This window comes from Aurantimonas sp. DM33-3 (assembly GCF_014334315.1).
GTDB classification, from domain to species: Bacteria; Pseudomonadota; Alphaproteobacteria; order Rhizobiales; family Rhizobiaceae; genus Aurantimonas; species Aurantimonas coralicida.
On record NZ_JACSGS010000006.1, the window covers coordinates 164,480 to 188,773 of the forward strand.

23 protein-coding genes are annotated in these 24,294 nt (G+C 67.3%); 18 read left to right on the forward strand and 5 right to left on the reverse strand.

Features of this window, described 5'->3' with window-relative positions; all coding sequences use genetic code 11:
- Positions 1-243 precede the first annotated feature (243 nt).
- Both lon and H9Q09_RS10745 read left to right on the forward strand, forming a co-directional pair.
- A complete protein-coding gene (lon, locus tag H9Q09_RS10740; protein WP_081651953.1) occupies positions 244-2,664 on the forward strand; it encodes an endopeptidase La in 2,421 nt (806 codons plus the stop codon).
- Positions 2,665-2,749: 85 nt separating this feature from the next.
- Entirely contained in the window at positions 2,750-3,112 is a 363-nt protein-coding gene (locus H9Q09_RS10745) for an HU family DNA-binding protein (protein WP_281414915.1), read from the forward strand.
- 269 nt (positions 3,113-3,381) lie between these two features.
- Here the strand turns inward: H9Q09_RS10745 and H9Q09_RS22670 are convergent, their stop codons facing one another.
- From H9Q09_RS22670 to H9Q09_RS10760, 3 genes are all read right to left on the reverse strand, one after another.
- Positions 3,382-4,014: a cold-shock protein gene (locus tag H9Q09_RS22670; protein WP_024351432.1), complete on the reverse strand. Its 633-nt coding sequence runs from the start codon at positions 4,012-4,014 to the stop codon at positions 3,382-3,384.
- A gap of 164 nt (positions 4,015-4,178) precedes the next feature.
- Complete coding sequence (gene recQ / locus H9Q09_RS10755; RefSeq protein ID WP_244401141.1) at positions 4,179-5,966, reverse strand: DNA helicase RecQ; 1,788 nt, start codon at positions 5,964-5,966, stop codon at positions 4,179-4,181.
- 238 nt (positions 5,967-6,204) lie between these two features.
- The gene (locus tag H9Q09_RS10760) at positions 6,205-6,789 is read right to left on the reverse strand and encodes a DNA-3-methyladenine glycosylase (protein ID WP_187391013.1); all 585 of its coding nucleotides are present in this window, start codon (positions 6,787-6,789) and stop codon (positions 6,205-6,207) included.
- 211 nt (positions 6,790-7,000) lie between these two features.
- Between H9Q09_RS10760 and H9Q09_RS10765 the strand changes: the two genes are divergently transcribed.
- Both H9Q09_RS10765 and H9Q09_RS10770 read left to right on the forward strand, forming a co-directional pair.
- Positions 7,001-7,186, forward strand: a complete 186-nt coding sequence (locus H9Q09_RS10765) for a DUF3008 family protein (protein ID WP_024351429.1) — start codon at positions 7,001-7,003, stop codon at positions 7,184-7,186.
- Between the two features lie 194 nt (positions 7,187-7,380).
- A complete protein-coding gene (locus H9Q09_RS10770; protein WP_187391014.1) occupies positions 7,381-8,886 on the forward strand; it encodes an inorganic phosphate transporter in 1,506 nt (501 codons plus the stop codon).
- On the opposite strand, the gene H9Q09_RS10775 is transcribed toward H9Q09_RS10770, so the two are convergent.
- Positions 8,879-9,352: an NUDIX hydrolase gene (locus H9Q09_RS10775; RefSeq protein ID WP_187391015.1), complete on the reverse strand. Its 474-nt coding sequence runs from the start codon at positions 9,350-9,352 to the stop codon at positions 8,879-8,881. The two genes, H9Q09_RS10770 and H9Q09_RS10775, sit on opposite strands and share 8 nt — an antisense overlap.
- Positions 9,353-9,868: 516 nt before the next feature.
- Here H9Q09_RS10775 and H9Q09_RS10780 point away from each other — a divergent pair.
- From H9Q09_RS10780 to H9Q09_RS10820, 9 genes are all read left to right on the forward strand, one after another.
- Positions 9,869-11,212 (forward strand): L,D-transpeptidase family protein, encoded by a 1,344-nt coding sequence (locus H9Q09_RS10780; RefSeq protein ID WP_187391016.1) that lies wholly within the window; start codon positions 9,869-9,871, stop codon positions 11,210-11,212.
- A gap of 162 nt (positions 11,213-11,374) precedes the next feature.
- Positions 11,375-12,691: a serine hydroxymethyltransferase gene (gene glyA, locus H9Q09_RS10785; protein WP_187391017.1), complete on the forward strand. Its 1,317-nt coding sequence runs from the start codon at positions 11,375-11,377 to the stop codon at positions 12,689-12,691.
- An 87-nt stretch (positions 12,692-12,778) separates the two neighbouring features.
- On the forward strand, positions 12,779-13,285 hold the full coding sequence (nrdR, locus tag H9Q09_RS10790; RefSeq protein ID WP_187391018.1) for a transcriptional regulator NrdR: 507 nt from the start codon (positions 12,779-12,781) through the stop codon (positions 13,283-13,285).
- A complete protein-coding gene (gene ribD, locus H9Q09_RS10795) occupies positions 13,282-14,430 on the forward strand; it encodes a bifunctional diaminohydroxyphosphoribosylaminopyrimidine deaminase/5-amino-6-(5-phosphoribosylamino)uracil reductase RibD (RefSeq protein ID WP_348646297.1) in 1,149 nt (382 codons plus the stop codon). Before nrdR ends, ribD begins: the two co-directional genes overlap by 4 nt.
- Positions 14,430-15,047 carry a riboflavin synthase gene (locus H9Q09_RS10800; RefSeq protein WP_187391020.1) on the forward strand — a complete coding sequence of 206 codons (618 nt, stop codon included), beginning with the start codon at positions 14,430-14,432 and terminating at the stop codon, positions 15,045-15,047. Before ribD ends, H9Q09_RS10800 begins: the two co-directional genes overlap by 1 nt.
- 147 nt (positions 15,048-15,194) lie before the next feature.
- Positions 15,195-15,644, forward strand: a complete 450-nt coding sequence (locus H9Q09_RS10805; protein WP_009209300.1) for a 6,7-dimethyl-8-ribityllumazine synthase — start codon at positions 15,195-15,197, stop codon at positions 15,642-15,644.
- 2 nt (positions 15,645-15,646) lie between these two features.
- A complete protein-coding gene (gene nusB / locus H9Q09_RS10810) occupies positions 15,647-16,180 on the forward strand; it encodes a transcription antitermination factor NusB (RefSeq protein WP_187391021.1) in 534 nt (177 codons plus the stop codon).
- Positions 16,177-17,418, forward strand: a complete 1,242-nt coding sequence (locus H9Q09_RS10815; RefSeq protein ID WP_188077471.1) for an MFS transporter — start codon at positions 16,177-16,179, stop codon at positions 17,416-17,418. The genes nusB and H9Q09_RS10815 overlap by 4 nt, the downstream gene beginning before the upstream one ends.
- 210 nt (positions 17,419-17,628) lie before the next feature.
- Positions 17,629-19,779 (forward strand): sodium-translocating pyrophosphatase, encoded by a 2,151-nt coding sequence (locus H9Q09_RS10820; RefSeq protein ID WP_187391022.1) that lies wholly within the window; start codon positions 17,629-17,631, stop codon positions 19,777-19,779.
- An 86-nt stretch (positions 19,780-19,865) separates the two neighbouring features.
- Here H9Q09_RS10820 and H9Q09_RS10825 read toward each other — a convergent pair whose 3' ends face one another.
- Positions 19,866-20,330 (reverse strand): outer membrane protein assembly factor BamE, encoded by a 465-nt coding sequence (locus H9Q09_RS10825; RefSeq protein ID WP_024351418.1) that lies wholly within the window; start codon positions 20,328-20,330, stop codon positions 19,866-19,868.
- Positions 20,331-20,544: 214 nt separating this feature from the next.
- On the opposite strand from H9Q09_RS10825, the gene H9Q09_RS10830 reads away from it, so the two are divergent.
- The 5 genes from H9Q09_RS10830 to H9Q09_RS10850 all read left to right on the forward strand — a co-directional run bounded on the left by H9Q09_RS10830 (position 20,545) and on the right by H9Q09_RS10850 (position 24,281).
- Positions 20,545-21,084, forward strand: coding sequence for a ubiquinol-cytochrome C chaperone family protein (locus H9Q09_RS10830; RefSeq protein WP_187391023.1), 540 nt, complete (start codon positions 20,545-20,547; stop codon positions 21,082-21,084).
- Entirely contained in the window at positions 21,081-21,662 is a 582-nt protein-coding gene (locus H9Q09_RS10835) for a DUF177 domain-containing protein (protein ID WP_187391024.1), read from the forward strand. Before H9Q09_RS10830 ends, H9Q09_RS10835 begins: the two co-directional genes overlap by 4 nt.
- 91 nt (positions 21,663-21,753) lie before the next feature.
- The gene (gene plsX / locus H9Q09_RS10840) at positions 21,754-22,824 is read left to right on the forward strand and encodes a phosphate acyltransferase PlsX (RefSeq protein ID WP_187391077.1); all 1,071 of its coding nucleotides are present in this window, start codon (positions 21,754-21,756) and stop codon (positions 22,822-22,824) included.
- Positions 22,821-23,807: a beta-ketoacyl-ACP synthase III gene (locus H9Q09_RS10845; protein WP_187391025.1), complete on the forward strand. Its 987-nt coding sequence runs from the start codon at positions 22,821-22,823 to the stop codon at positions 23,805-23,807. The genes plsX and H9Q09_RS10845 overlap by 4 nt, the downstream gene beginning before the upstream one ends.
- 105 nt (positions 23,808-23,912) lie before the next feature.
- Positions 23,913-24,281 (forward strand): integration host factor subunit alpha, encoded by a 369-nt coding sequence (locus tag H9Q09_RS10850; protein WP_024351413.1) that lies wholly within the window; start codon positions 23,913-23,915, stop codon positions 24,279-24,281.
- Positions 24,282-24,294: the final 13 nt, after the last annotated feature.

Consider the following 24,294-nt stretch of genomic DNA (forward strand, 5'->3'; position numbering starts at 1 on the left):
GAATCATCAAGGCGATGTTTGACGGCTTATGAGCCCGTCCCGGCTTGGCGCCGGGGCGGGCTTTTCATTTTCGAGGACCGCCGCCTGCGACATCGGACAGCACCCGCGTCCCGCTGCCGAATCGCTTGAATAGCAGGCGTGTGACGCCCACATTACGGTCGTGATGGCGCTGGACCCGCGCGCTTCGAAGAAGGCGCAGGATCGGTGGCCGAACACGGCGAGGATGCCGTAGAAAGGAATACCATGTCTGATATGCAAGAACGCCAGGGTGCCGCCGGGGCGGCTCTGTACCCGGTTCTGCCGCTGCGCGACATCGTCGTGTTTCCGCACATGATCGTGCCGCTCTTCGTCGGCCGCGAAAAATCGATCAAGGCGCTCGAGGAGGTGATGGGTGCCGACAAGCAGATCCTGCTTGCGACCCAGAAGAACGCCTCCGACGAGGACCCGACCGCGGATGCGATCTACGAGATCGGCACCGTGGCCAACGTGCTGCAGCTCCTGAAACTCCCGGACGGCACCGTGAAGGTGCTGGTCGAAGGCATGGGCCGGGCGAAGATCGAGAGCTTCTCGCCGCGGACCGAGTGGCACGAGGCCTCCGCCAGCCTGATCGAGGAGACCGAGGAAGACCCGGTCGAGATCGAGGCGCTGGCGCGTTCGGTGGTCTCGGAGTTCGAGAACTACGTCAAGCTGAACAAGAAGATCTCGCCCGAAGTGGTGGGGGCTGCCGGCCAGATCGAGGACTACTCGAAGCTCGCGGACACCGTCGCCTCGCATCTGGCGATCAAGATTCCCGAGAAGCAGGACATGCTGGCGATGATCAGCGTGCGCGAGCGGCTGGAAAAGGCCCTCGGCTTCATGGAATCGGAGATTTCGGTTCTGCAGGTGGAGAAGCGCATCCGCTCGCGCGTCAAGCGCCAGATGGAGAAGACCCAGCGCGAGTACTACCTGAACGAGCAGATGAAGGCGATCCAGAAGGAGCTCGGCGACGGCGAGGACGGCCGCGACGAGATGGCCGAGCTGGAAGACCGGATCAAGAAGACCAAGCTCTCCAAGGAGGCGCGCGAGAAGGTCGCCGCCGAGATGAAGAAGCTGAAGCAGATGTCGCCCATGTCCGCCGAATCGACGGTCGTGCGCAATTATCTGGACTGGATCCTCGGGTTGCCCTGGGGCGTGAAGTCGCGCGTCAAGGTCGATCTGAAGAAGGCCGAGGATGTTCTCGAAGCCGATCATTTCGGGCTCGAGAAGGTCAAGGAACGGATCGTCGAGTATCTGGCCGTGCAGAGCCGCCAGTCGAAGCTGAAGGGGCCGATCCTGTGCCTCGTCGGCCCTCCGGGCGTCGGCAAGACCTCGCTCGCCAAGTCGATCGCCAAGGCGACCGGCCGCGAATATGTGCGCATGGCGCTGGGCGGCGTGCGTGACGAAGCCGAGATCCGGGGCCACCGGCGGACCTATATTGGCTCGATGCCCGGCAAGGTCATCCAGTCGATGAAGAAGGCGAAGAAGACCAACCCGCTGTTCCTTCTCGACGAGATCGACAAGATGGGCCAGGACTTCCGCGGCGATCCGTCGTCGGCGCTTCTGGAGGTGCTCGATCCCGAGCAGAACGCCAGCTTCGTCGATCACTATCTCGAGGTCGAATACGATCTGTCCTCGACCATGTTCGTGACGACGGCCAACACGCTGAACATCCCGGCACCGCTGATGGATCGGATGGAGATCATCCGCATCGCCGGCTACACCGAGGACGAGAAGGTCGAGATCGCGTCGCGGCACCTGCTGCCGAAGGCGATCCGCGACCATGCGCTGAAGCCCGAGGAGTTCTCCGTCAGCGCCGATGCGCTGCAGGAGATCGCCCGTCGCTACACCCGCGAGGCCGGCGTGCGGAACTTTGAGCGCGAGCTGATGACGCTCGCCCGCAAGGCCGTCACGAAGATCCTCAAGGGCGAGGAGAGCAAGATCGAGGTCACGGCCGCGAATCTGTCGGATTATCTCGGCGTGCCGCGTTATCGCTATGGCGAGGCGGAGACCGAGGATCAGGTCGGCGTGGTGACCGGGCTGGCATGGACCGAGGTCGGTGGCGAATTGCTGACGATCGAAGGCGTCATGATGCCCGGCAAGGGCAAGATGACGGTGACCGGCAACCTCAAGGAGGTGATGAAGGAGTCGATCTCGGCTGCGGCTTCCTATGTCCGGTCGCGGGCCCTCGACTACGGTATCAAGCCGCCGCTGTTCGAGAAGCGGGACATCCACGTCCACGTGCCGGAAGGCGCGACGCCGAAGGACGGTCCGTCCGCCGGTGTCGGCATGGCCACGGCCATCGTCTCGGTGCTCACGGGCATTCCGGTGCGCCGCGATATCGCCATGACCGGCGAGATCACCCTGCGTGGGCGGGTCCTGCCGATCGGCGGTCTGAAGGAGAAGCTCCTGGCGGCGCTGCGTGGTGGTATCAAGAAGGTGCTGATTCCGCAGGAAAACGCCAAGGATCTGGCCGACATCCCGGACAATGTGAAGAACGGGCTGGAGATCGTGCCGGTGTCGCGGATGGGCGAAGTGCTGCGGCACGCGCTGATCGAGATGCCGACTCCGGTCGAATGGTCGGAAGTGGACGAGCCGATGTCCGGTCAGCCGCTGGTGGAAAACGGCGCCACGGCTGTTGCCCACTAGGCTCACCTTCACATCTTGTTAGTAATGCCGCCGCTCGTCGGCGGCATTTTTTTGCCCCAAAGCCCTGAAAACAGGGGCTTTGGCGTTGCAGAACGTTGTATCATCCGCGAAGGTACGCGGCCGTACTCACGGATCGCTAAGATGCGCGAACGATAAAAGGAGGGTATCCATGAACAAGAATGAACTGATCGCCGCCGTATCCGAGAAGGCTGACCTGTCCAAGCAGGACGCCAGCTCCGCAGTGGACGCGGTGTTCGACACGCTGCAGGCCACCATGGCGAAGGGCGACGACATCCGCCTCGTCGGCTTCGGCACCTTCTCGGTGTCGCATCGCGCCGCCTCCAAGGGCCGCAACCCCTCGACCGGTGCCGAGGTCGACATCCCGGCCCGCAACGTGCCGAAATTCGCTGCCGGCAAGGGTCTCAAGGACGCCGTCAACAACAAGTAAGTCCTGGCGCGGCCCGCGCGGCCGCAGCAGTGCGAACGTAAAGACACCGGTCCAGGCGACAAGCCTGACCGGTGTTTTGCGTTTCAGGGCCGGCATCGCACAGCGTGCGAAAGCCGGCGTCGTGGCTTGCAGTCAGAAATCGGAGAGAAAGTGCGGCAGGGCCGCATGGCTGGAGCGGCCAGGGCGCCGCTGGCAGAGTGCGGTCCGCGCGGCATGGCGCTGCGGACGGCTGGCGGCGGGGCAGGCGGGAAGGCCCGCCCCGCGGCGTATCAGTCGGCGCTGAGGGTCCGCGCTTCCGGGCCCTTGTTGCCCTGAACGAAGCGGACGGTGACCTTCTGGCCGTCGGCGAGGGTGGTCAGGCCCGAGCGGTTGAGGGCCGTGGCATGGACGAAGACGTCCTTGCCGGCGCCGTCGTCGAGGCCGATGAAGCCGAAGCCCTTGTCGGCATTGTACCACTTGACCGTGCCGGTGGCCTCTTCCTCGGGACCGCCGGGAGCACCGCCGCCCTGCCGCTGGGGCGCGGGACGGGCGCGTGCCGGTGCGGGGTTGCCGGAGCCGGCCGCAACCGAGAGCACCTCGGTGACCTGCATGCCCTTCTGGCCCTGGTCGATCCGGACCGTGAGGCGGGTGCCTTCGGTCACGCCGTCGGCGCTGGCGCCGGCCGCCTCGAGGGCCCGCACGTGCAGGAATGCCTCGGTGCCGTCGGCGGCCTTCACGAAGCCGAAGCCCTTGGTGGCGTTGAACCACATCACTTCGGCGTCGGACGGCAGCGATCCGCCGGACCCGCCAGCGGGCGACGAGCGCTGGAAGTAGCTCGGCTCGGCATCCCGCTCCGCCGGCAAGGCGCCGTCATCATCGAATCCGCGGCGGCGCGTGTCGCGGTGGTCTCGGTATTTACCCATGGTGGTCTCAGCTTGGACATGTTCGGATTGCGGAATATGTAAAGGAAACGGCATCACGCGCAAGCGGCAGAGGATGCGTTTTACATCCTCCGCTCGCGCGATAGCTGTTTTCCGCGAATGATTTACCAGCAAATGATCGCACATGCGACGGCGAAATATCGCCGTCAGGCGCGCTCAGCCGCATCGGCAATGACGGCGAGGAAGGTGTCGCCGTAGCGTTCCAGCTTGGCGAGACCGACCCCCGGGACCGCGTGCAAGGCGTCGGCATCGTGCGGTCGCCGCTCGGCCATGGCCCTGAGGGTGGCGTCGGAAAACACCATGTAGGGTGGGACCTGCTGCTCCTTGGCGAGGCGCAGCCGTTCCTGGCGCAGCGCCTCGAACAATGTCGCGGCGGTCTCGTCCATCCCTTCCGTCGCATGGTCGCTGCGGCGGAACTGGGTGGCCTTGCGGACCCGGTCCTTGCGCAGGATCACCTTGCGCTCGCCGCGGAACACGGCGCGGGCATCCTCGCCCAGCTTCAGGGCGCCGAAAGCGGCGTGGTCGATGGTCAGAAGGCCCGATGCGGTGAGCTGGCGGGCGACCGACTGCCAGACGCGCTGTTCGGTATCCTTGCCGGCGCCGAAGACCGGGATGCCGTCCTGGCCGGCGCGTACGACCTTGTCGGTCGCCTTGCCGGTGAGAACATCGATCACATGGCCCGAGCCGAACCGCTCGCCGGTGCGGTAGACGGCGGCGAGCAGCTTGACCGCCGCCTCGGTGCCGTCCCAGGTCTCGACCGGCGACAGGCAGGTGTCGCAATTGCCGCACCGCCCCTCATGGTGCTCGCCGAAATGGGCGAGGATGGCGGCGCGGCGGCAGTCGGCCGTCTCGCAGATGGCGAGAAGGGCGTCGAGCTTGGCGCGCTCGACCCGCTTGATGGTTTCCTCCGAGCCGCCCTGATCGATCATCCGCCGGCGCTGCACCACGTCCTGCATGCCGTAGGCCATCCAGGCGTCGCTCGGCTGGCCGTCACGCCCGGCGCGGCCGGTCTCCTGGTAATACGCCTCGACCGACGAGGGCAGGTCGAGATGGGCGACGAAGCGCACGTCCGGCTTGTCGATACCCATGCCGAAGGCCACCGTCGCGACGAGGCAGAGATTCTCCTCGTTGAGGAAGGCTGCCTGGTTGGCGGCGCGCACGCTGGCATCGAGACCCGCATGGTAGGGCAGGGCCCGGATACCCTGGGTGTTGAGCCAGGCCGCCGTCTCCTCCACCTTGCGGCGCGACAGGCAGTAGACGATGCCGCTGGCGCCTTCGTGCCGTTCCAGGAACGACAGGAGCTGCTTTTTCGGGTTGTCGCGCTCGACAATGGCGTAGCGGATGTTCGGCCGGTCGAAGCTGGTCATGTAGACCGGCGCGTCGGTCAGCCGCAGGCGCTCGATGATGTCGGCCCGCGTCGTCGGATCGGCGGTCGCGGTCAGGGCGATCCGCGGCACCGACGGGAAATCGTCCGCAAGGGTTTCGAGCAGCCGGTATTCGGGCCGGAAATCGTGACCCCACGCGCTGACGCAATGGGCTTCGTCGATGGCGAAGAGGGCGATGCGGACACGCGACAGCGTGCGCCGGAACCCCTCGCTGACGATCCGCTCCGGCGTGACGTAGAGAAGGTCGAGCCTGCCGGCGAGAAGGTCGGCGCGCACCGTGTCGCGCTCCTCGTCGCTCATGGACGAGTTCAGGGAGGCAGCGTTGACGCCGGCCTGGCGCAGGCCCTCGACCTGGTCGTGCATCAGCGCGATCAGCGGCGAGACGACGATGCCGACGCCCGGGCGGCAGAGTGACGGGATCTGGTAGCAGACCGACTTGCCCGCGCCGGTCGGGAACAGGACGACGGCATCGCCGCCGGCGACGACCTGGTCGACCACCGCTTCCTGCTGGCCGCGAAAGGCCGCGTGGCCGAAGACCGTCCGCAGCATCTCGCGCGGATCGGCCGTCGCGCCGGCATTGGTCGCCTGCGTCGGGCCGTTCCTGTCGAACAGGGGATCGGTCTTGGCCGGCCCGGCGGACCGGCGTCCTTCTTGCTGCATCATCGTCTCCGGGAATCGCCGCGCGAGGGTCGGTCATCGGGCGGCGCAACGCAACTCGTCGGCCGGTGTCGTGCCGGCGGCGATCCGTCACGTGTAGGTGGTGGCCCGTGACGGGGCCGCAATCGGTTCATGGGTTGCCCGGTCGGGCGTCGACCGGAAAGCGGGCGCTGAGAAAGCGGGAGCCCGCGAGGCCGAACCGCCACGGCGTCTCGGCGCCCTTGGTGATGCCGATTCGCGGCCCGACGACGATCTGCGGCGATGCGGCTGCCGGCTCCAGCCGGAACGGCGGCGCGTCGAGCCGGCAGCCATCCTGCGCGCCGGTGATGCCGAGGGCCTGGGTGAGTCGCCCCGGACCCGCGCAGAGCTTGCGGATGTCGGCGAGGCCGCGCCGCTCCGCCATGGCGTCGAGGCCGAGCGTCGGTTCGATCGCCCGGATCAGGACGGCGCTGGCGTTGCCCGGCGCCTCGCAGACGAAATTGAGGCACCAGTGGATGCCGTAGGAGCGGTAGACATAAGCCCGGCCGGGCTCGCCGAACATTGCGGCGTTGCGCGCCGTCGCGCCCTTGAAGCTGTGGGAGGCGGGGTCCTGCTGGTCGTAGGCCTCGGTCTCGACGATCGTACCGCCCAGGGTGCCGTCGACGACAAGTGTCGCCCCGATCAGGTCCCGGGCCACGGACACGACGTCACGGTCGAAGAAGCGTGTTGGGATCATTATGGCTCGGCGGTAGCTGTTCAGTACGCTTGGCGATCGGCGGTGCTTCGACGACGCACGGCGCGCCGTTTCGTTCCGGCTGCGGTGAGGCGGGACGCATCGATTTCACGCGCCCGCCCTTCCGCAGATCGGTGGCCCACCGGATGGCGGTGGTCGGGAACGGCATCGACGCCATGACGTTTCGCGGTCGAGGCAACTCGAGGAGGTATCCATGCCCGCTCAGTCCAAGTCACAGCAGAAGGCCGCCGGCGCGGCCCTGTCCGCCAAGCGCGGCGACACCAAGGTCTCCGATCTGCAGGGTGCGTCGAAAGGCATGTACGAATCGATGAGCGAGAAAGAGCTCGACGACATGGCGTCCACCCAGCGCAAGGGCAAGCCGGAACACAAGTCCGACTAGCGCCACCGTTCTTCGCCTTGAAGCGGCAGCCGGCAGGCGACCCTGCCGGCTGTTGCCGTATCGGGGAGGCGAGGCCGGCCAAGACGCCGTGGCGCTTGTGCGACAGCGGCGCTGGCATCGTGAGCCGCGGCGTGCATCGCGGAGCACATGTGCTAAGGGCGCCCGACATCATGTGACGGAGCAGTCTTCAAGAGATGCCGAAAAGCGCCCTCGACAAGGATCTGAAAAAGGTCGTTTCGCTGGAAACGGCCACCTACGGTTCGGCCCGCTCGGTTGCGGCGCCCGGCATGGCGGTGCTCTTCCTTCTGGGGGCGATGGCGCTGGCCAGCGTCTTCGTGGCCGATGGTCCGCTGACCTATCTCGTCGTCATCGCCGCGGTGATCGCCGGCTACATGGCGTTGAATGTCGGCGCCAACGACGTTGCCAACAACATGGGCCCGGCGGTCGGGTCGAAGGCGCTGACGCTGGCCGGTGCGCTGGCGATCGCCGCGGTCTGCGAGGGCGCGGGCGCCATCATCGCCGGCGGCGACGTGGTCAGCACGATCTCCCGCGATCTCCTGCAGCCGCACGCGGCGATGGAGGCGATCGACTTCATCCTGATCATGATGGCGGCGTTCCTGGCCGCCGGCCTGTGGATTCATCTCGCGACCGTCTTCGGCGCGCCGATCTCCACCACCCACGCCATTGTCGGCGGCGTCGTCGGCTCCGGCGTCGCGGCAGCCGGCGCCGGGATCGTCGCATGGCCGATGCTGGGCGCGATCGTTGCCAGCTGGATCATCTCGCCGGCGCTGGGTGGCGGCATCGCGGCGCTGCTCCTGGCACTGGTCGAGACCCTGATTCTCAACCGCGAGGATCGTCTCGCGGCGGCCCGGCGCTGGGTGCCGGTGCTGGTGGCGCTGATGTCCGGCATCTTCGCGATGTATCTGATGACCAAGGGCCTGAAGCGGCTGTGGACGCCGGAGCCGATGCATGTGCTGGCGGGCGGGCTGGCGTTCGCCATCGTCGGCTGGCTCGTCGCGCGGCCCTGGATCCGCCGGCGTTCCACGGGGATGGACAGCCGCATCAAGACGATCAGCGGCCTGTTCGTGCCGCCGCTGATCTTCGCGACCGCGCTGCTGTCCTTTGCCCATGGCGCCAACGACGTCGCCAATGCGGTCGGACCGCTGGCCGCGATCGTGGCGACCGCCACGTCGGGATCGACCGCCGACGGGCAGGTGGTCCTGCCGCTCTGGGTGCTGTCGATCGGCGCGATCGGCATCGCCGTCGGCCTCGCATTGTTCGGGCCGCGGGTGATCCGCACCGTCGGCGAGAAGATCACCAAGATGAACGAGATCCGCGCCTATTGCGTCGCCCTGTCGGCCGCGATCACGGTGCTGCTGGCCTCGAGCCTCGGCCTGCCGGTGTCTTCGACCCATATCGCGGTGGGCGCGATCTTCGGCGTCGGCTTCCTGCGCGAGTTCAAGTCGAACCGCGGGCTGGTCAATCCCGGCGTGCAGCCGCGGACGCTGTTCCTGAAGACATCGCGGCTGAACGCGACGCCGGAGGAGGCGATCGCCAATTTCCAGAAGCGGGAGCGGCGGCGTCTGGTGCGGCGTCAGCACCTGTTCGGCATCGCCGCCGCCTGGGTGATCACGGTGCCAGCGGCAGCTCTGCTCTCGGCGCTGCTCTACCTCGCCATGTCGGCGATGGTCGTCAGCTAGCGGTCAGCCGGCGGTAGAGCTTCTCGGTCAGCTCGACGACCGGCTTTTCCGTCAGCAGGCGGCGGGTCTCGCCGAAGGTCGCCCAATGGCGGTAGCGCTGGCGCATTTCCTGCCAGGCGTCGTGCTGCTGCTCGACCCGCAGGGGATAGAGCGTCACGTCGAGGACCTTGGTCTGGCGAAGCCCGCGCTTGAGCGTGCGGTAGGTGCCGAGCGGGGCCTGTTCGACATGGCCCTCGACACCGGCTTCCTCAAAGGCTTCCTGCGCGGCGCTCTCCCAGGGGGCCAGGCCCTCCATCAGGGAGCCCTTCGGAAAGATCCAGCGGCCGGTCCGGCGCGAGGTGATCAGCAGGAAGACCGGCTGGTCGCCGACCACCGCATAGGGGATCGTCCCGGTCTGGGTGCCCGAGGGGTCGCTGCCGCGCAGCATCGAACGTTCGGCGAGTCTTTCGCGGAGCACTTCCATCATTGAGCCGGTTCCTCTCTCGTTCCGCTCGGCGTGCAGGCCATCCCGGCGCGCGCAAAGCAGATCATCATCATATCAACTGCATTGAACTTGCGCCGATCTGGCGGCGGCAAGTTGCCTGTAAAGACGTGTCGCGGCGAGCGCGCGCGGCGCCTGCGAAAAGGCAGGGCGGCAACCATCGAATCGCAGCGTATCATCCGTGCATGAGTTATAGGGCGCACGTGGTGCGCTTTCCAGCCCCTGCTGTCCGGGGCGGCAGGAAAAGCCCTGTGGCGCCAAGCGTTTGTCTTCACGCTTGCGTGAATCGCGGGAGAGCCCGGTGGCCGTTCGGGCACGGGTCGCGGCGATAGCCCGCAAGGCCGCGCCAGGCGGACTTCCGGCTTCATGCTTTGGCCATATTGGAGTGCGTTACGAGCTTGTAACGCTTGGTCAGCGGGCGAATCCGGCAAGACCCGTCAGCTTCCGTTTACCATGACGGGCTAGGTTCTGCAGGGACGTGCATATCCACGAGGAGTTTCGATGACGATTTCCAACGACGCGTGCAACGGCAAGCGGCTCAGCCGCCGTCGCTTCGTGCTCGGCACGGCGGCCGCCAGTGCAGCGATGCTGCCCGGTGCCGCCTTTGCGCAGAACGCCCTCGGCGAACTGCTGCAGGCGCCGACTCGCGGCAATTGGGACGATCAGTTCGACACGCGCGGCTCCAACGTCCGTCAGGTCGCCTCGAACTCCCCGGTGTTTTCCGAAAACACGATCTATTCGCTGCAGGAGGCGATCAACAGCTATTCCGCCATCGTGCAGGGTGGTGGCTGGCCGATGGTGCCGGAAGGCGAGACGCTGAAGATCGGCGTGCAGTCGCAGACCGTGCCTGTCCTGCGGCAGCGCCTGGCGATCGCCGGCGACCTCGGCAACAATGCCGGCGGATCCCCGGCCTTCGATACCTATGTCGATGCGGCGGTGAAGCGCTTCCAGGCCCGTCATGGCCTTCCGGCCGACGGCGTCGTCTCGGGGCACACCTACAAGGCGATGAATGTCGGCGCCGACCTGCGTCTCGGCCAGCTGCAGACCAATCTGCAGCGTCTTCGTGAGAAGCTCGCCACCGATCTCGGCCAGCGCAACGTCGTGGTCAACATTCCGGCCGCCTCGATCGAGGCCGTCGAGAATGGCCGCGTCGTGCAGCGCCATACGGCGGTCGTCGGCAAGGTCGACCGGCAGACGCCGATCCTCGACTCGCGCATCACCAATCTCAACCTGAACCCGTACTGGCATGCCCCGGTGTCGATCGTCCGCAAGGACATCATCCCGCTGATGCAGAAGGACCCGACCTATCTGGAGCGGAACGCCATCCGCATCTTCGACGGCAATGGTCAGGAAATCCCGCCGCAGACGATCGACTGGAACACGGAAGAGGCGGTGAAGTACCTGTTCCGCCAGGATCCGGGCAAGATCAACGCCATGGCGTCGGTGAAGATCAACTTCCCGAACCCGCATGCGGTCTACATGCACGACACGCCGCAGCAGAGCCTGTTCTCGGAGCTGATGCGGTTCGAATCGTCGGGCTGCGTGCGCGTGCAGAACGTGCGCGACCTGATCGTCTGGCTGGCCCGCGACGTGCCGGGCTGGGATCGCCAGCGCATCGAGCAGGTGATCGCCGCCCGCGAGCGCCAGGACATCGACCTTCTGAATCCGGTGCCGGTGCATTTCACCTACATCACCGCCTGGGCGACCGACCCGACGGTCGTGCAGTTCCGTGACGACATCTATCACCGCGACGGCGTCGAGCAGCTGGCGATGAGCGAACTGACGGCGACGGCCTATGCGCCGAACCAGCAGAACCCCTACGCCCGCGGCGACGACGGCTACTGAGCCACGCCAACGCGACGACATGCGGGCCGGGTGCAGCAATGCGCCCGGCCTTTTTCATGCGCGGCCTTTCGCCGTTGGTGCTGCGCAAGCGGCTATGGTATTGGCGCAGCCATCTCGTGGCAGGACCCCGCCGGGTCGCCGCGCCGCCCGAAGGAGACCATCATGAGCCAGGCCATTCGTAACGATGCGTCGCGCGAGTTCGGCGATTTCTTCACCGCCTCGCTGGCCGACCGCGACCCCGATATCTTCGGCGCCGTCGGCAACGAACTGTCGCGCCAGCGCCACGAGATCGAACTGATCGCGTCCGAGAACATCGTGTCGCGCGCCGTGCTCGAGGCGCAGGGCTCGGTGCTGACCAACAAATATGCCGAGGGCTATCCGGGCCGGCGCTATTATGGCGGCTGCGAGTTCGTTGACGTCGTAGAGACGCTGGCTATCGACCGGGTGAAGCAGCTCTTCGGCTGCGAGTTCGCCAATGTGCAGCCCAATTCCGGCAGCCAGGCCAACCAGGCGGTGCTGCTTGCCCTGTCGAAGCCGGGCGATACGCTGCTCGGCATGAGCCTCGACGCCGGCGGACACCTGACCCACGGCGCCAAGCCCAATCTGTCGGGCCGCTGGTTCAACGCCGTGCAGTACGGTCTCGATCTGGAGACCGGCCTCATCGACTACGACCAGGTCGAGGCACTGGCCGTCGAAAACAAGCCGGCGATCATCGTGGCGGGCGGTTCGGCCTATTCGCGGCAGATCGATTTTGTCCGCTTCCGGGCGATCGCCGACAAGGTCGGGGCGTATCTGTGGGTCGACATGGCGCATTTCGCCGGCATCGTCGCCGCCGGTCTCCACCCGAGCCCGTTCCCGCACGCCCATGTCGCCACCTCGACGACCCACAAGACCCTGCGCGGGCCGCGCGGCGGCATCGTCCTGACCAATGACGAGGCGATCGCCAAGAAGATCAACTCGGCAGTGTTCCCGGGCCTGCAGGGCGGACCGCTGATGCACGTCATCGCCGGCAAGGCCGTGGCCTTCGGCGAGGCGCTGACGCCGGGCTTCCGCTCCTATATCGGGGCGGTCTGCGAGAACGCACGGGCGCTGGCGGAAACGCTGAGCGAGGGCGGCGTCGACACCGTGTCCGGCGGCACCGACACCCATCTGATGCTCGTCGATCTGCGGCCGAAGGGCCTGACCGGCAAGGCGTCGGAGCTGGCGCTCGGCCGCGCCAACATCACCTGCAACAAGAACGGCGTGCCCAACGACCCGGAGAAGCCGATGGTGACCTCGGGCATCCGGCTCGGCACCCCCGCGGCCACCAGCCGCGGCTTCGGCGTGCCGGAGTTCCAGGAGGTCGGCCGGATGATCGTCGAGGTGCTCGACGGCCTGAAGGCAGCCAATTCCGAAGAGGGCAACGCCGCCGTCGAGGCTGCGGTGAAGGAGAAGGTCGTCGCGCTGACGGACCGGTTCCCGATCTACGAAGGCCTCTGACAGCCGCCCGGGCCGGCACGGCCCAGCCAGGGATCATGCGCGCCGGCCATCGGCACGCATGATCGCTTCCAAGATCGAAGAGGTGCCATGCGCTGTCCCTATTGCGGCTCGCAGGACAGTCAGGTGAAGGATTCGCGCCCCGCCGAGGATGGCGGCACGATCCGGCGCCGGCGGGTCTGTCCCGATTGCAACGGCCGCTTCACGACCTTCGAACGCATCCAGCTGCGCGAGCTTCAGGTGCTGAAGAAGTCCGGCCGCAAGGTGCCGTTCGATCGCGACAAGCTGGCGCGCTCGGTCGAGGTGGCGCTGCGCAAGCGCTCCGTCGATCCCGACCGGGTCGAGCGGCTGATCTCCGGCATCGTGCGCCGGCTCGAGCAGTCCGGCGAACAGGAAGTGCGGTCCGAAGCGCTCGGCGAGATGGTCATGGAAGCCCTGAAGGGGCTCGATGACGTCGCCTATGTCCGCTTCGCCTCGGTCTATCGCGATTTCCGCGAGGCCCGCGATTTCCAGTCGCTGATCGGCGAGCTGGGACGCGGCGATGGCCCGGCCACGATCGACGAGGACGAGACCACGCCCGACGAGCCATCCTCGTGACCGGGCAGGGCACTTCGACGAGCCCCGAACGTCCGGCCACCGAGGTGGACCGGCGCTTCATGGCGGCCGCCATCCGCTACGCCCAGCGCCATGTCGGACGCACGGCGACCAACCCGTCCGTCGCGACGCTGATCGTGCGCGACGACGGAACCGGCCCGCGCATCGTCGGGCGCGGTGTCACCGCGATCGGCGGCCGGCCGCATGCCGAGACGGGCGCGCTCGCCGAAGCCGGTGAGCTTGCGCGCGGCGCCACCGCCTATGTCACGCTGGAGCCCTGCGCCCATCACGGCCGCACGCCTCCCTGCGCCGAGGCGCTGGTAACGGCGGGAATCGCGCGCGTCGTTTCGGCGGCGGCCGATCCCGACCCGCGAGTCGACGGCCGCGGCCACGCGATCCTGCGGGCCGGCGGATTGTCGGTCACGCCGCGCGTCATGGCCGCCGAGGCCGCCGCGCCCATCTCGGGCTATCTGACCCGTCACGGCGCGGGCCGGCCGGAAATCCTTTTGAAGATGGCGCTGTCCCGCGATGGCCGGATCGGCATTCGCGGCGGCGGCCAGGTGAAGATCACCGGGGCCGTCGCCGACGCCCAGACCCATCTGGCCCGGGCCCGCCACGATACGATTCTGATCGGCGCCGGGACCGCGCAGGAAGACGATCCGCGGCTCGACTGCCGTCTGCCGGGCATGGCCGGCCGGTCGCCGAACCGCATCGTGCTCGATCCGCGGCTGCGGACCCCGCCGGAGCTGACCATCGCACGCACCGCCGCCGAGACGCCGACGCTGATCGCCACCCTCGCCAGCGCCGATCCCGAACGCCGGGCGGCGCTGGCCCGGCAGGGCGTGCAGTTCATCGCCTGCGAGGCCGATCCGGAGACCGGCCGCATCGCACTGCCCGAACTGCTGGAGGATCTGGCGGCGACGGGCGTTGCGAGCGTGCTGGTGGAGGGCGGTGCCGAGACCGGCGCCAGTTTCCTCGACAGCGATCTCGTCGACCGGCTGATTTTGGTGCAGGGGCCCGTGGAGATCGGCGAGGAGGGCGTGCGCGCGCCGATCGATGTCGCCACGGCGCGCAGCCTCTTCCGCCTGGTCCGCGAATATCGCTTCGGCGACGACCATTGGTACGAGTTCGAGAGAAGGGCCGCCTGATGTTCACCGGAATCGTCACCGACGTCGGCCGGATCGTCCGCACCGAGCGCCTCGACGCCGGTCGCCGCTTTCGCGTCGCAACGCAATACGACCCGGCCGGGATCGCGCTGGGCGCATCCATCGCCTGCTCGGGCGTCTGCCTGACCGTGACGGCGCTGCCCCAGCCGGGCGACGCCGACCGCTGGTTCGAGGTGGAGGCCTGGGAGGAGGCGCTGCGTCTGACCACGGCCGGAAGCTGGGAGGAGGGGAGCGCCCTCAATCTCGAACGGTCGCTGAAGATCGGCGATGAGATCGGCGGCCATCTCGTTTCGGGTCACGTGGACGGGCAGGCAGAGATCGTCGCCGTCACCGGGGAGGGCGAGGCTGTCCGCTTCACCCTGCAGGCGCCCGGCGAGCTCAGCCGTTTCATCGCCCGCAAGGGCTCCGTCTGCCTCGACGGCACCTCGCTGACGGTGAACGGCGTCGACGGCGACCGCTTCGACGTTCTCCTGATCCGCCACTCGCTGGACGTGACCGCCTGGGGCGCGCGAAAAGCCGGCGACAGGGTGAATCTCGAGGTCGATCAGATCGCGCGCTATGCCGAACGGCTGTTCGGTGCGCGGTCGGCGGAGAGCTGAGGCTCCAAGCGAGCCGAAGACCTATCGTCTTTTCTGCATATCTTTGCGGGTTTTGCCCGTCGCGACACGCTTTCGCCGCCTCCATCCTGTTGCGTGCAGGCCGCGCGAGGGGTAACCCACGCCATCGCTTCCCCGAAGGATACCGCAATGGCTGCCAAGCTGAATCTCCTCGTCGTCGAGGCCCGCTTCTATGACCCCATCGCAGACCTCCTTCTGGACGGTGCGACGGCGGCGCTGACGGAAGCCGGCGTCGATTTCGACGTCGTCACCGTTCCCGGCGCGCTCGAGATCCCGGCCGCGATCGGCTTCGCCCTCGGGGCGGCGGATGAATCGGGCACCGAGTATGACGGCTTCGTCGCGCTCGGCTGCGTGATCCGCGGCGAGACCTATCATTTCGAGCTGGTGTCGAATGAATCGGGCCGGGCGCTGACCGATCTGACGGTCCATGAATCGATCGCCCTCGGCAACGGCATTCTGACCGTCGAGAACGAGGAACAGGCCCGCGACCGGGCCGACCCCAAGCGCAAGGACAAGGGCGGTGCCGCGGCCCGTACGGCGCTGGCGATGATTGCCCTGCGCGAGCGGATGGGAGCCTGATCATGTCCAGTTCCGAACCTCAGGCGCGCCCGGTCAAGCAGGCCAACAAGCGCGGCGCGGCACGGCTCGCCGCCGTTCAGGCCCTCTACCAGATGGAAGTCGGCGGCACCGCGCTGCTGGAGACCGTCGCCGAATACGAGAATTTCCGGCTGGGCAGCGAGATCGACGGGGAGACCTATCGCGAGGCCGATGCCGGCTGGTTCCGCGACGTGGTGTCCGGTGTCGTCCGCAGCCAGACCGAGATCGATCCCAAGATCCACGCCTCGCTGCCGACCGACTGGCCGCTGTCGCGCATCGACACGACGCTGCGCGCGATCCTGCGGGCGGGCACCTACGAATTGTCGAACCGCAAGGACGTGCCGGTCGCGGTGATCGTTTCGGAATATATCGACGTCGCCAAGGCGTTCTACACCGGCGACGAACCGGGACTGGTCAACGCCGTGCTTGACCGCGTGGCGCGCAGTGTGCGGGCCGAGAAGCCCGGCGAGACCCGGACCGCGCGTCGCGGCGCAGCCGGCGGTGAGCCCTCGGCGTGAGCCCGGTCGCCGGAACGCCAGCCGCCGGGCCGGTGCTCGGCGAAAAGACCGTCCGTCGCAACGCCATCATCCTGGCCGCTGCACAGGCCTTGTGCGGCGCCTCCGGGCCCGTCGCCATCTCGATCGGCGGCCTGGCCGGCTCCTGGCTTCTCCTGGCCGACAAGTCGCTCGCGACCCTGCCGGTGACCGGCTACAATCTCGGCGTCGCCCTCGGCGCCCTGCCGGCAGCCGCGCTGATGCGCGCGGTCGGCCGGCGCTACGGCTTCATCTCGGGGGCGCTGGTCACCTCGGCCGGCGGCCTCGTCGCGGCAACCGCGCTCTTCCAGGAAAGCTTCTGGCTGTTCGCCTTCGCGCTGATGCTGATCGGCGTCGGCGGCTCGTTCGTCCAGCAATATCGCTTCGCCGCCACCGACGGCGCGCGCCGCTCGTTCCAGTCGCGGGCGATCTCGATCGTCCTGGCCGGCGGCATCTTCGCCGCGGTGATCGGCCCGCAGACGGTGCGCTATACGGCCGACCTGTTCCTGCCGGTGGAATTTGCCGGCGCCTTCATCGGACTGGTCTTCCTGGGGCTTGCCGGTGCGGCCATCCTGTCCTTCCTGCGCATTCCCGACAGTCCCGACGAGGGGCATCCGGCCGATCTCCTGCCGGCGCGGCCGCTCGCGACGGTCGTGGCGCAGCCGCGGTTCCTGGCCGGCCTGTGCTGCGGTGTCGGCAGCTTCGCCATGATGAGCTTCGTGATGACCGGCGCACCGCTGGCCATGGTCGGCTGCGGCCTGTCCAAGGACATCAGCACGCTCGGCATCCAGTGGCATGTCCTGGCGATGTTCGGCCCGAGCTTCTTCACCGGCCGGCTGATCCAGCGCTTCGGCAAGGAGCGCATCGTCGCGACCGGCCTGCTGCTGCTGGCCGCCAGCGCCGCCGTCTCCCTGTCGGGTCTCGCGGTCTGGCAGTTCTGGACCGGGCTGGTCCTGCTCGGCCTCGGCTGGAACTTCGGCTTCATCGGCTCCACCGCCATCGTGGCGGAGACCTATCGCCCGTCGGAGAAGAACAAGACGCAAGGCCTGCACGACTTCGTCCTGTTCTCGTCGGTCTCGCTGGCCTCCTTCCTGTCGGGGCGCACCTTCGTGGCCGCCGGATGGGAGACGATGAACATGGTCGTCTTCCCGGTGGTGCTGGTCTGTCTCGTGGTTCTCGTCCTGCAGGCGCGCTTCGCGCCGCTGCAACCGGCCGCCGACTGAGATCCTCGTGCCGGGCGCCCCTCCGGCCCGGACGGACACGCGCCCGAATTCCAGCCTGACCGCTACCGCGTCGTGCCGAAGATCACGGCGCTTGACGGCTTGCCGACTCCATATAACCTCGACCCGCTTGGCAAGGCGGGGAGCCTTCCCCGTCTTCGGCAGAACAATCGAAGATTGCCGGACCAAACCGGCACGGATCGAGGGGACAGCATGCCGACAATTCTCATAGTGGTGGCCCTGTGCGGGCTGCTGGCTCTTGCCTATGCGGGCTGGGCGACGCGATCGGTCCTTGCGGCCGACCAGGGCAATGCCCGGATGCAGGAAATCGCCGGGGCCATTCGCGAGGGTGCCCAGGCCTATCTCGCCCGCCAGTACACGACGATCGCCATTGTCGGCGTGGTCGTGGCGATCGTCACCGCGCTGCTCCTGTCGATCTACGCGGCGGTCGGCTTCGTCATCGGTGCCGTCCTGTCCGGTCTGGCCGGCTTCATCGGCATGAACGTCTCGGTCCGGGCCAATGTGCGCACCGCGCAGGCCTGCTCGCGCTCGCTCAGCCTCGGTCTCGGCATCGCCTTCAAGTCCGGCGCCATCACCGGCCTTCTGGTTGCCGGTCTCGCGCTGCTCGGTGTCACCGTGTATTTCTACGTCCTGACGGTCTCGATCGGCCTCGACGTGTCCGATCGCACGGTGATCGACTCGCTGGTCTCGCTCGGCTTCGGCGCCTCGCTGATCTCGATCTTCGCCCGCCTCGGCGGCGGCATCTTCACCAAGGGCGCCGATGTCGGCGGCGATCTCGTCGGCAAGGTGGAAGCCGGCATTCCCGAGGACGACCCGCGCAACCCGGCGACCATCGCCGACAATGTGGGTGACAATGTGGGCGACTGCGCCGGCATGGCGGCCGATCTGTTCGAGACCTACGCCGTGACCGTCGTCGCGACCATGGTGCTCGGCGCGATCTTCTTCGCAGGCACCGACATCATCGAAAGCGTCATGATCTACCCGCTGGCGATCGGCGGTGCCTGCATCCTGACCTCGATCGTCGGCACGTTCTTCGTGCGTCTCGGCTCGAACGGCTCGATCATGGGCGCGCTCTACAAGGGCCTGTGGGCGACGACGCTTCTGTCGATCGTCGGCATCGCCGTCGCCACCTGGGCGACCATCGGCTTCGGCGATATCGGTCAAGCGGCGTCGGGCATGACCATCAACGGTCTGAACCTGTTCGTCTGCGGCATCATCGGCCTCGTGGTGACCGGCCTGATCGTCTGGATCACCGAATATTACACGGGCGTCGGCTTCCGGCCGGTCCGCTCGATCAGCGAGGCATCGGTGTCGGGCCACGGCACCAACGTCATCCAGGGCCTCGCCATCTCGCTGGAATCCACGGCGCTGCCGACGATCGTCATCGTCGCCGGCATCATCTCGACCTTCCAGCTTGCCGGGCTTTACGGCACCGGAATCGCCGTGACGGCCATGCTCGGCATTGCCGGCATGATCGTGGCGCTCGACGCCTTCGGTCCGGTCACCGACAATGCCGGCGGCATTGCCGAAATGGCCGGCCTGCCGGCGGATGTCCGCAAGTCCACGGACGCGCTCGATGCGGTCGGCAACACGACGAAGGCGGTCACCAAGGGCTACGCGATCGGCTCGGCCGGTCTCGGCGCGCTGGTGCTGTTCGCGGCCTACAATTACGACCTGGCCTATTTCGTCGAGCAGGCGAATGCCGGCAACGGCTTCGAGTATTTCCGGGGCGTCGAACCGGATTTCGCCCTGACCAACCCCTTCGTCGTGGTCGGTCTGCTGCTCGGCGGCCTTATCCCGTTCCTGTTCGGCGGTATCGCGATGACGGCCGTCGGCCGCGCCGCGAGCTCGGTGGTGGACGAGGTGCGCCGGCAGTTCCGCGAGAAGCCGGGCATCATGGCCGGCACCGAACGGCCGGACTATGCACGGGCCGTCGACCTGCTGACCAAATCGGCGATCCGCGAGATGATCGTGCCGTCGCTGCTGCCGGTGCTGGCGCCGATCGTGGTGTATTTCGGCGTCTATCTGATCGCCGACAAGAGCCAGGCGTTCTCGGCGGTGGGTGCGATGCTGCTCGGCGTCATCGTCACCGGCATCTTCGTCGCCATCTCGATGACCTCCGGTGGCGGTGCCTGGGACAATGCCAAGAAGTCCTTCGAGGACGGCTTCGTGGACAGCGCCGGCGTGCGTCACGAGAAGGGCTCCGACGCCCACAAGGCCTCGGTGACCGGCGACACGGTGGGCGATCCCTACAAGGATACGGCCGGACCGGCGGTCAATCCGGCGATCAAGATCACCAACATCGTCGCGCTGCTGCTGCTCGCGGTGCTGGCGCACAACTGATCGCGGCCTAGCCGAAACAGAGAAAGGCCCCGCAGGCGAAAACCTGCGGGGCCTTTTCGTTGACGCGATAGCGGTGTCGGCAAACCCTAGAGGTTCGGGCCCGGCGAGCCGCTGCCGGTATCGGACAGGATCTGGCCGAGGAAGGTGCGGTCCTGACCGCCGGTCGGTGTGGTGCGCGAGATGAAGTCGAAGGGCTGGCCGTCCTGCAGGCCGTAATTGGCGATGCGCTCGACCCGGCCCTCGCCGTCGAAATAGACAGACAGGACGCGCTGGTCGACGAGTTGCGGCTTCATGAAGGCGACCGGCCGGACCCGCTTCTGCGAGATGTAGTAGAATACCTCATTGTCGAAGGTCGCCGTGGTCGAGGGCGAGCCCAGCGCCAGCAGCACCTGTTCGCGGCTCGAGCCGACCGGCACGAGTTCGACGGTCTTTTCGTCGATCACGTAGCCCTGGGTCAGCACTTCGCTGGTCGTGCAGTTCGACAGGGCCAGTGCGGCCAGAACGGCGGCCGAGGCGAGGAGAGGGCGCTTGAGTCGGACGGAAGGCTTCACGCTGTCTTACTCCTTGAGGCCATCGCCGATACGCGGCTGGCAGGTCCGTTGCCGCGACGCGGGAGTGCCGGCCGGCGGGATGTCCGCAAGCGGACGCCTCCGGCTGACGCGCGAGCGCGGCGGATGCGTTTTGGTAAAGCACCTGCGGGAGCGTTGCAATCGATCCGGCGCTGTGGCACCGCCCATGGCAGTGTAGCCATCGATCGGCCCAGCAATGTTTCAACGTTTCAGAGCCAACCGTCGTCTCAAGGCGCGCAACCGCGAGGTCGTCGACGATCTCTACGCCGCGCTGGTGATCCGATCGCGCCAGGACGACCTCTATCTCGCCTGCGCCATTCCCGACACCGTGATGGGACGCTTCGAGGCGCTGTCGGTGCACGTCTTCCTGTTCCTGCGGCGCTGCCGGGACGAGCCGACCCTGCGGCCGTTGGCGCAGGAAGTGGTCGATCGCTTCATCACCGACATCGAGGATTCGATCCGCGAACTCGGCGTCGGCGATCCGTCCGTGCCCAAGCGCATGCGCAAGCTGGCCGGCGTCTTCTACGAGCGGGTGTCGGTCTATGATGCCGCGCTCGACGCTGGCGACGTGGCGGGCTTGGCAACAGGCCTGAAAGGCCGGGCGGTGCCGGCGGACGCGCCGGAGGATGCAAGCGCTCGCCTTGCGACCTACATGATGGCGGAAAACGAGCGATTTGGAGCGATCGCGGCCGAGACGATCCTGGCCGGCACGCTCCAACCAGGGACCAGACCATGAGCAATCCGCAGACCGGGCCCGACCCGATCCGACTTCACATCGCCGCCGAGAAGCTGCCGCGCGACGGCCTCGAGATCCACTACGAGGCGAACGAGGCCGAGCGTGCCGCGCTGGCCCGGCATCTCGATATCCTCGAGGTTCGCGAGCTGCGGGCCGACCTCACCGCCTCGCGCTGGCGCGGCGAGGGGGTGAAGGTGAAGGGCAGCCTGCGCGCGACCCTGGTCCAGGAGAGCGTCGTGACGCTGGAGCCGGTCAGCCAGGCGCTGAACGAGGCGTTCGAAACCACCTTCGTGCCGGAAGGCTCGCGGCTTGCGCCGGTGCCGCAGACCGGCGAGAACGAGATCCATGTGGACGTCGAAAGCGAGGACCCGCCGGAGACCTTCCGCGGACCGCAGATCGACGTCGGACCGTTCCTGATGGAAGCGGTGTCGCTGGCGCTCGATCCCTATCCGCGCGAATCCGACGTCGCCTTCGAGGCCGTCGATACCGATCCCGACCCCAAGGCCGGCGTCCGCTCGGCCTTCGACGTGCTCACCACGCTGGTGCCGCGCGAGACCAAGGACGCCAAGGGCGAATGACTGTTTCAATTCGGCGGTTGCTGTTCACGCGTAAACCGATATCTTCGCGCCGCGCGGCCAGGACGCCGTGCGCAAAGGCGAGAGACCATTGATTTCAAACACTGGTATCACGATTTCGGTCGACGCCATGGGCGGCGACCACGGCCCTTCCGTCGTCTTGCCGGGAGCCGCCATCGCGCTCCAGCGGCATCCGGGCACGCGGTTCGTGCTGTTCGGTCAGAGCGAGGCGGTGCTGCCGGTGCTCGACCAGCATCCCGAACTGAAGGCGGCCTCGACCTTCCACCATTGCGAGATCTCCATCCGCATGGACGACAAGCCGTCCCAGGCGCTGCGGCAGGGGCGGTACAAATCGTCCATGTGGCGCGCCATCGAGGCGGTGAAGACCCATGAGGCGGACGTCGCGGTTTCGGCCGGCAACACCGGCGCCCTGATGGCGATGGCGAAATTCTGCCTGCGCACCATGGCCAATATCGAGCGCCCGGCCATCGCGGCGATCTGGCCGACCCTGCGCGGCGAGAGCATCGTCCTCGACGTGGGCGCCACGATCGGCGCCGACGCCCAGCAGCTGATCGATTTCTCGATGATGGGCGGCGCCATGGCGCGCGCGCTCTTCGGTGTCGAGCGGCCGACGGTCGGCCTCCTCAATATCGGCGTCGAGGAGGTGAAGGGCCAGGACGAGATCCGCGAGGCGGGCCGCCTGCTCAAGGAGACGCCGATCCCGGGTATCGACTATCGCGGCTTCGTCGAAGGCGACGATCTGGGACAGGGAACGGTGGACGTGGTGGTGACCGAGGGCTTCACCGGCAACATCGCCTTGAAGACCGCCGAGGGAACCGCCCGGCAGATCAGCGCCTATCTGAAGGCGGCAATGAACCGGACCTGGATGGCCCGCGCCGGCTATCTGCTCGCCCGCAGCGCCTTCCAGCGGCTGCGCGACAAGATGGATCCGCGCAAGGTCAATGGCGGCGTCTTCCTCGGCCTCAACGGCATCGTCATCAAGAGCCATGGCGGGACCGACGCCGAAGGCATCGCGGCGGCGATCGATCTGGCCCATGCGATGGCCCGGCACGGCCTGCGCGAGAAGATCGAAGCCGACCTGGAAAACTTTCACCTGCGTGTGTCCGACGACGTACCGGCGACCCCCGAGAGCAGCAGTCAATGACGATGTCCATCCGATCCGTGATCCGCGGCACGGGCTCCGTTCTGCCCGCACGCACGATGCGCAACCAGGACTTCGCCGGCATCGTCGAGACCTCCGACGAGTGGATCCGGCAGCGCACAGGCATCGAGGCGCGCCATATCGCCGGCGAGGGGGAGACGACGGTATCGCTTGCCGAGGGCGCGGCCCGCAAGGCGCTGGACGCGGCCGGCCTGACACCCGCCGATATCGACGTGATCATCCTGGCGACCGCCACGCCGAACAACACCTTTCCGGCCTCCGCCGTTCAGGTGCAGCACAAGCTGGGCATCACCCATGGCTTCGCCTTCGACGTCCACGCGGTGTGCAGCGGCTTCGTCTACGCGCTGACGACCGCCGATCTCTACCTGAAGGGCGGTGCCGCCAAGCGGGCGCTGGTCATCGGCGCGGAAACCTTCTCGCGCATTCTCGACTGGGAAGACCGCTCCACCTGCGTCCTGTTCGGCGACGGCGCCGGCGCGGTGGTGCTGGAAGCGGTGCCGGCGGACGCTGCCGATGCCGGGTTGGCCCAGGGCATCATCACCAGCAAGCTGCGCTCCGACGGCTCCCACCAGGGCAAGCTCTATGTCGACGGCGGCCCGTCCACGACCGGCACCGTCGGCAAGCTGCGCATGGAGGGCCGCGAGGTCTTCAAGCATGCGGTCGGCATGATCACCGACGTCATCGAGGATTCCTTCGCGGCGGCCGGCATCGGGCCGGACGACGTCGACTGGTTCGTGCCGCACCAGGCCAATCGCCGGATCATCGACGCCTCGGCACGCAAGCTGGGAATCGCGCCGGAAAAGGTGGTGATCACCGTCAATCAGCACGGCAACACCTCCGCCGCCTCGATTCCGCTGGCGCTCGATGCGGCCGTGCGGGACGGCCGGATCAAGCGCGGCGACCTCGTCCTTCTGGAGGCGATGGGCGGCGGGTTTACGTGGGGGGCAGTTCTGATCCGCTGGTAGACATCGATCCTTGATTCACATGCTGTTTTCGTTAATGTTCGCAACGAACAAGGCGCTGCCCGCATGTTTCGCCCTGCGGTCTTCCGGCAAAGTTAGGGGACATTGATGGGAGAGAGAACTCTCACCAGAGCGGATCTTTCGGAGGCCGTCTTTCGCAAGATCGGGCTGTCGCGAACCGAGTCGGCGCAGCTGGTGGAAATGGTCCTCGACGAGATGTGCTCGACGATCGCCAGCGGGGAATCGGTGAAGATCTCGTCCTTCGGGTCGTTCCTGGTGCGCGAGAAGAACGAGCGGATCGGCCGCAATCCGAAGACCGGCGAAGAAGTGCCGATCCTTCCGCGCCGCGTTGCCGTGTTCAAGCCCTCCAACGTCCTCAAGGACCGGATCGTCGAGGCGCATGTGCAGCGGCAGGACGGCGGCAGCGCCGACAAAGAGACCGAATCCATGGCCATGCTGAACGCGGCGGCCGAATAGCCGAAACGGCTCG

What these genes read in the sequence shown, in the direction of transcription:
- lon (WP_081651953.1), top strand. Translation starts at nt 244, where the DNA reads ATGTCTGATATGCAAGAACGCCAGGGTGCCGCCGGGGCGGCTCTGTAC.
- H9Q09_RS22670 (WP_024351432.1), bottom strand. Translation starts at nt 4,014, where the DNA reads ATGGGTAAATACCGAGACCACCGCGACACGCGCCGCCGCGGATTCGAT.
- recQ (WP_244401141.1), bottom strand. Translation starts at nt 5,966, where the DNA reads ATGCTGCGGACGGTCTTCGGCCACGCGGCCTTTCGCGGCCAGCAGGAA.
- H9Q09_RS10760 (WP_187391013.1), bottom strand. Translation starts at nt 6,789, where the DNA reads ATGATCCCAACACGCTTCTTCGACCGTGACGTCGTGTCCGTGGCCCGG.
- H9Q09_RS10765 (WP_024351429.1), top strand. Translation starts at nt 7,001, where the DNA reads ATGCCCGCTCAGTCCAAGTCACAGCAGAAGGCCGCCGGCGCGGCCCTG.
- H9Q09_RS10770 (WP_187391014.1), top strand. Translation starts at nt 7,381, where the DNA reads ATGCCGAAAAGCGCCCTCGACAAGGATCTGAAAAAGGTCGTTTCGCTG.
- H9Q09_RS10775 (WP_187391015.1), bottom strand. Translation starts at nt 9,352, where the DNA reads ATGATGGAAGTGCTCCGCGAAAGACTCGCCGAACGTTCGATGCTGCGC.
- H9Q09_RS10780 (WP_187391016.1), top strand. Translation starts at nt 9,869, where the DNA reads ATGACGATTTCCAACGACGCGTGCAACGGCAAGCGGCTCAGCCGCCGT.
- glyA (WP_187391017.1), top strand. Translation starts at nt 11,375, where the DNA reads ATGAGCCAGGCCATTCGTAACGATGCGTCGCGCGAGTTCGGCGATTTC.
- nrdR (WP_187391018.1), top strand. Translation starts at nt 12,779, where the DNA reads ATGCGCTGTCCCTATTGCGGCTCGCAGGACAGTCAGGTGAAGGATTCG.
- H9Q09_RS10800 (WP_187391020.1), top strand. Translation starts at nt 14,430, where the DNA reads ATGTTCACCGGAATCGTCACCGACGTCGGCCGGATCGTCCGCACCGAG.
- H9Q09_RS10805 (WP_009209300.1), top strand. Translation starts at nt 15,195, where the DNA reads ATGGCTGCCAAGCTGAATCTCCTCGTCGTCGAGGCCCGCTTCTATGAC.
- nusB (WP_187391021.1), top strand. Translation starts at nt 15,647, where the DNA reads ATGTCCAGTTCCGAACCTCAGGCGCGCCCGGTCAAGCAGGCCAACAAG.
- H9Q09_RS10820 (WP_187391022.1), top strand. Translation starts at nt 17,629, where the DNA reads ATGCCGACAATTCTCATAGTGGTGGCCCTGTGCGGGCTGCTGGCTCTT.
- H9Q09_RS10830 (WP_187391023.1), top strand. Translation starts at nt 20,545, where the DNA reads ATGTTTCAACGTTTCAGAGCCAACCGTCGTCTCAAGGCGCGCAACCGC.
- H9Q09_RS10835 (WP_187391024.1), top strand. Translation starts at nt 21,081, where the DNA reads ATGAGCAATCCGCAGACCGGGCCCGACCCGATCCGACTTCACATCGCC.
- H9Q09_RS10845 (WP_187391025.1), top strand. Translation starts at nt 22,821, where the DNA reads ATGACGATGTCCATCCGATCCGTGATCCGCGGCACGGGCTCCGTTCTG.
- H9Q09_RS10850 (WP_024351413.1), top strand. Translation starts at nt 23,913, where the DNA reads ATGGGAGAGAGAACTCTCACCAGAGCGGATCTTTCGGAGGCCGTCTTT.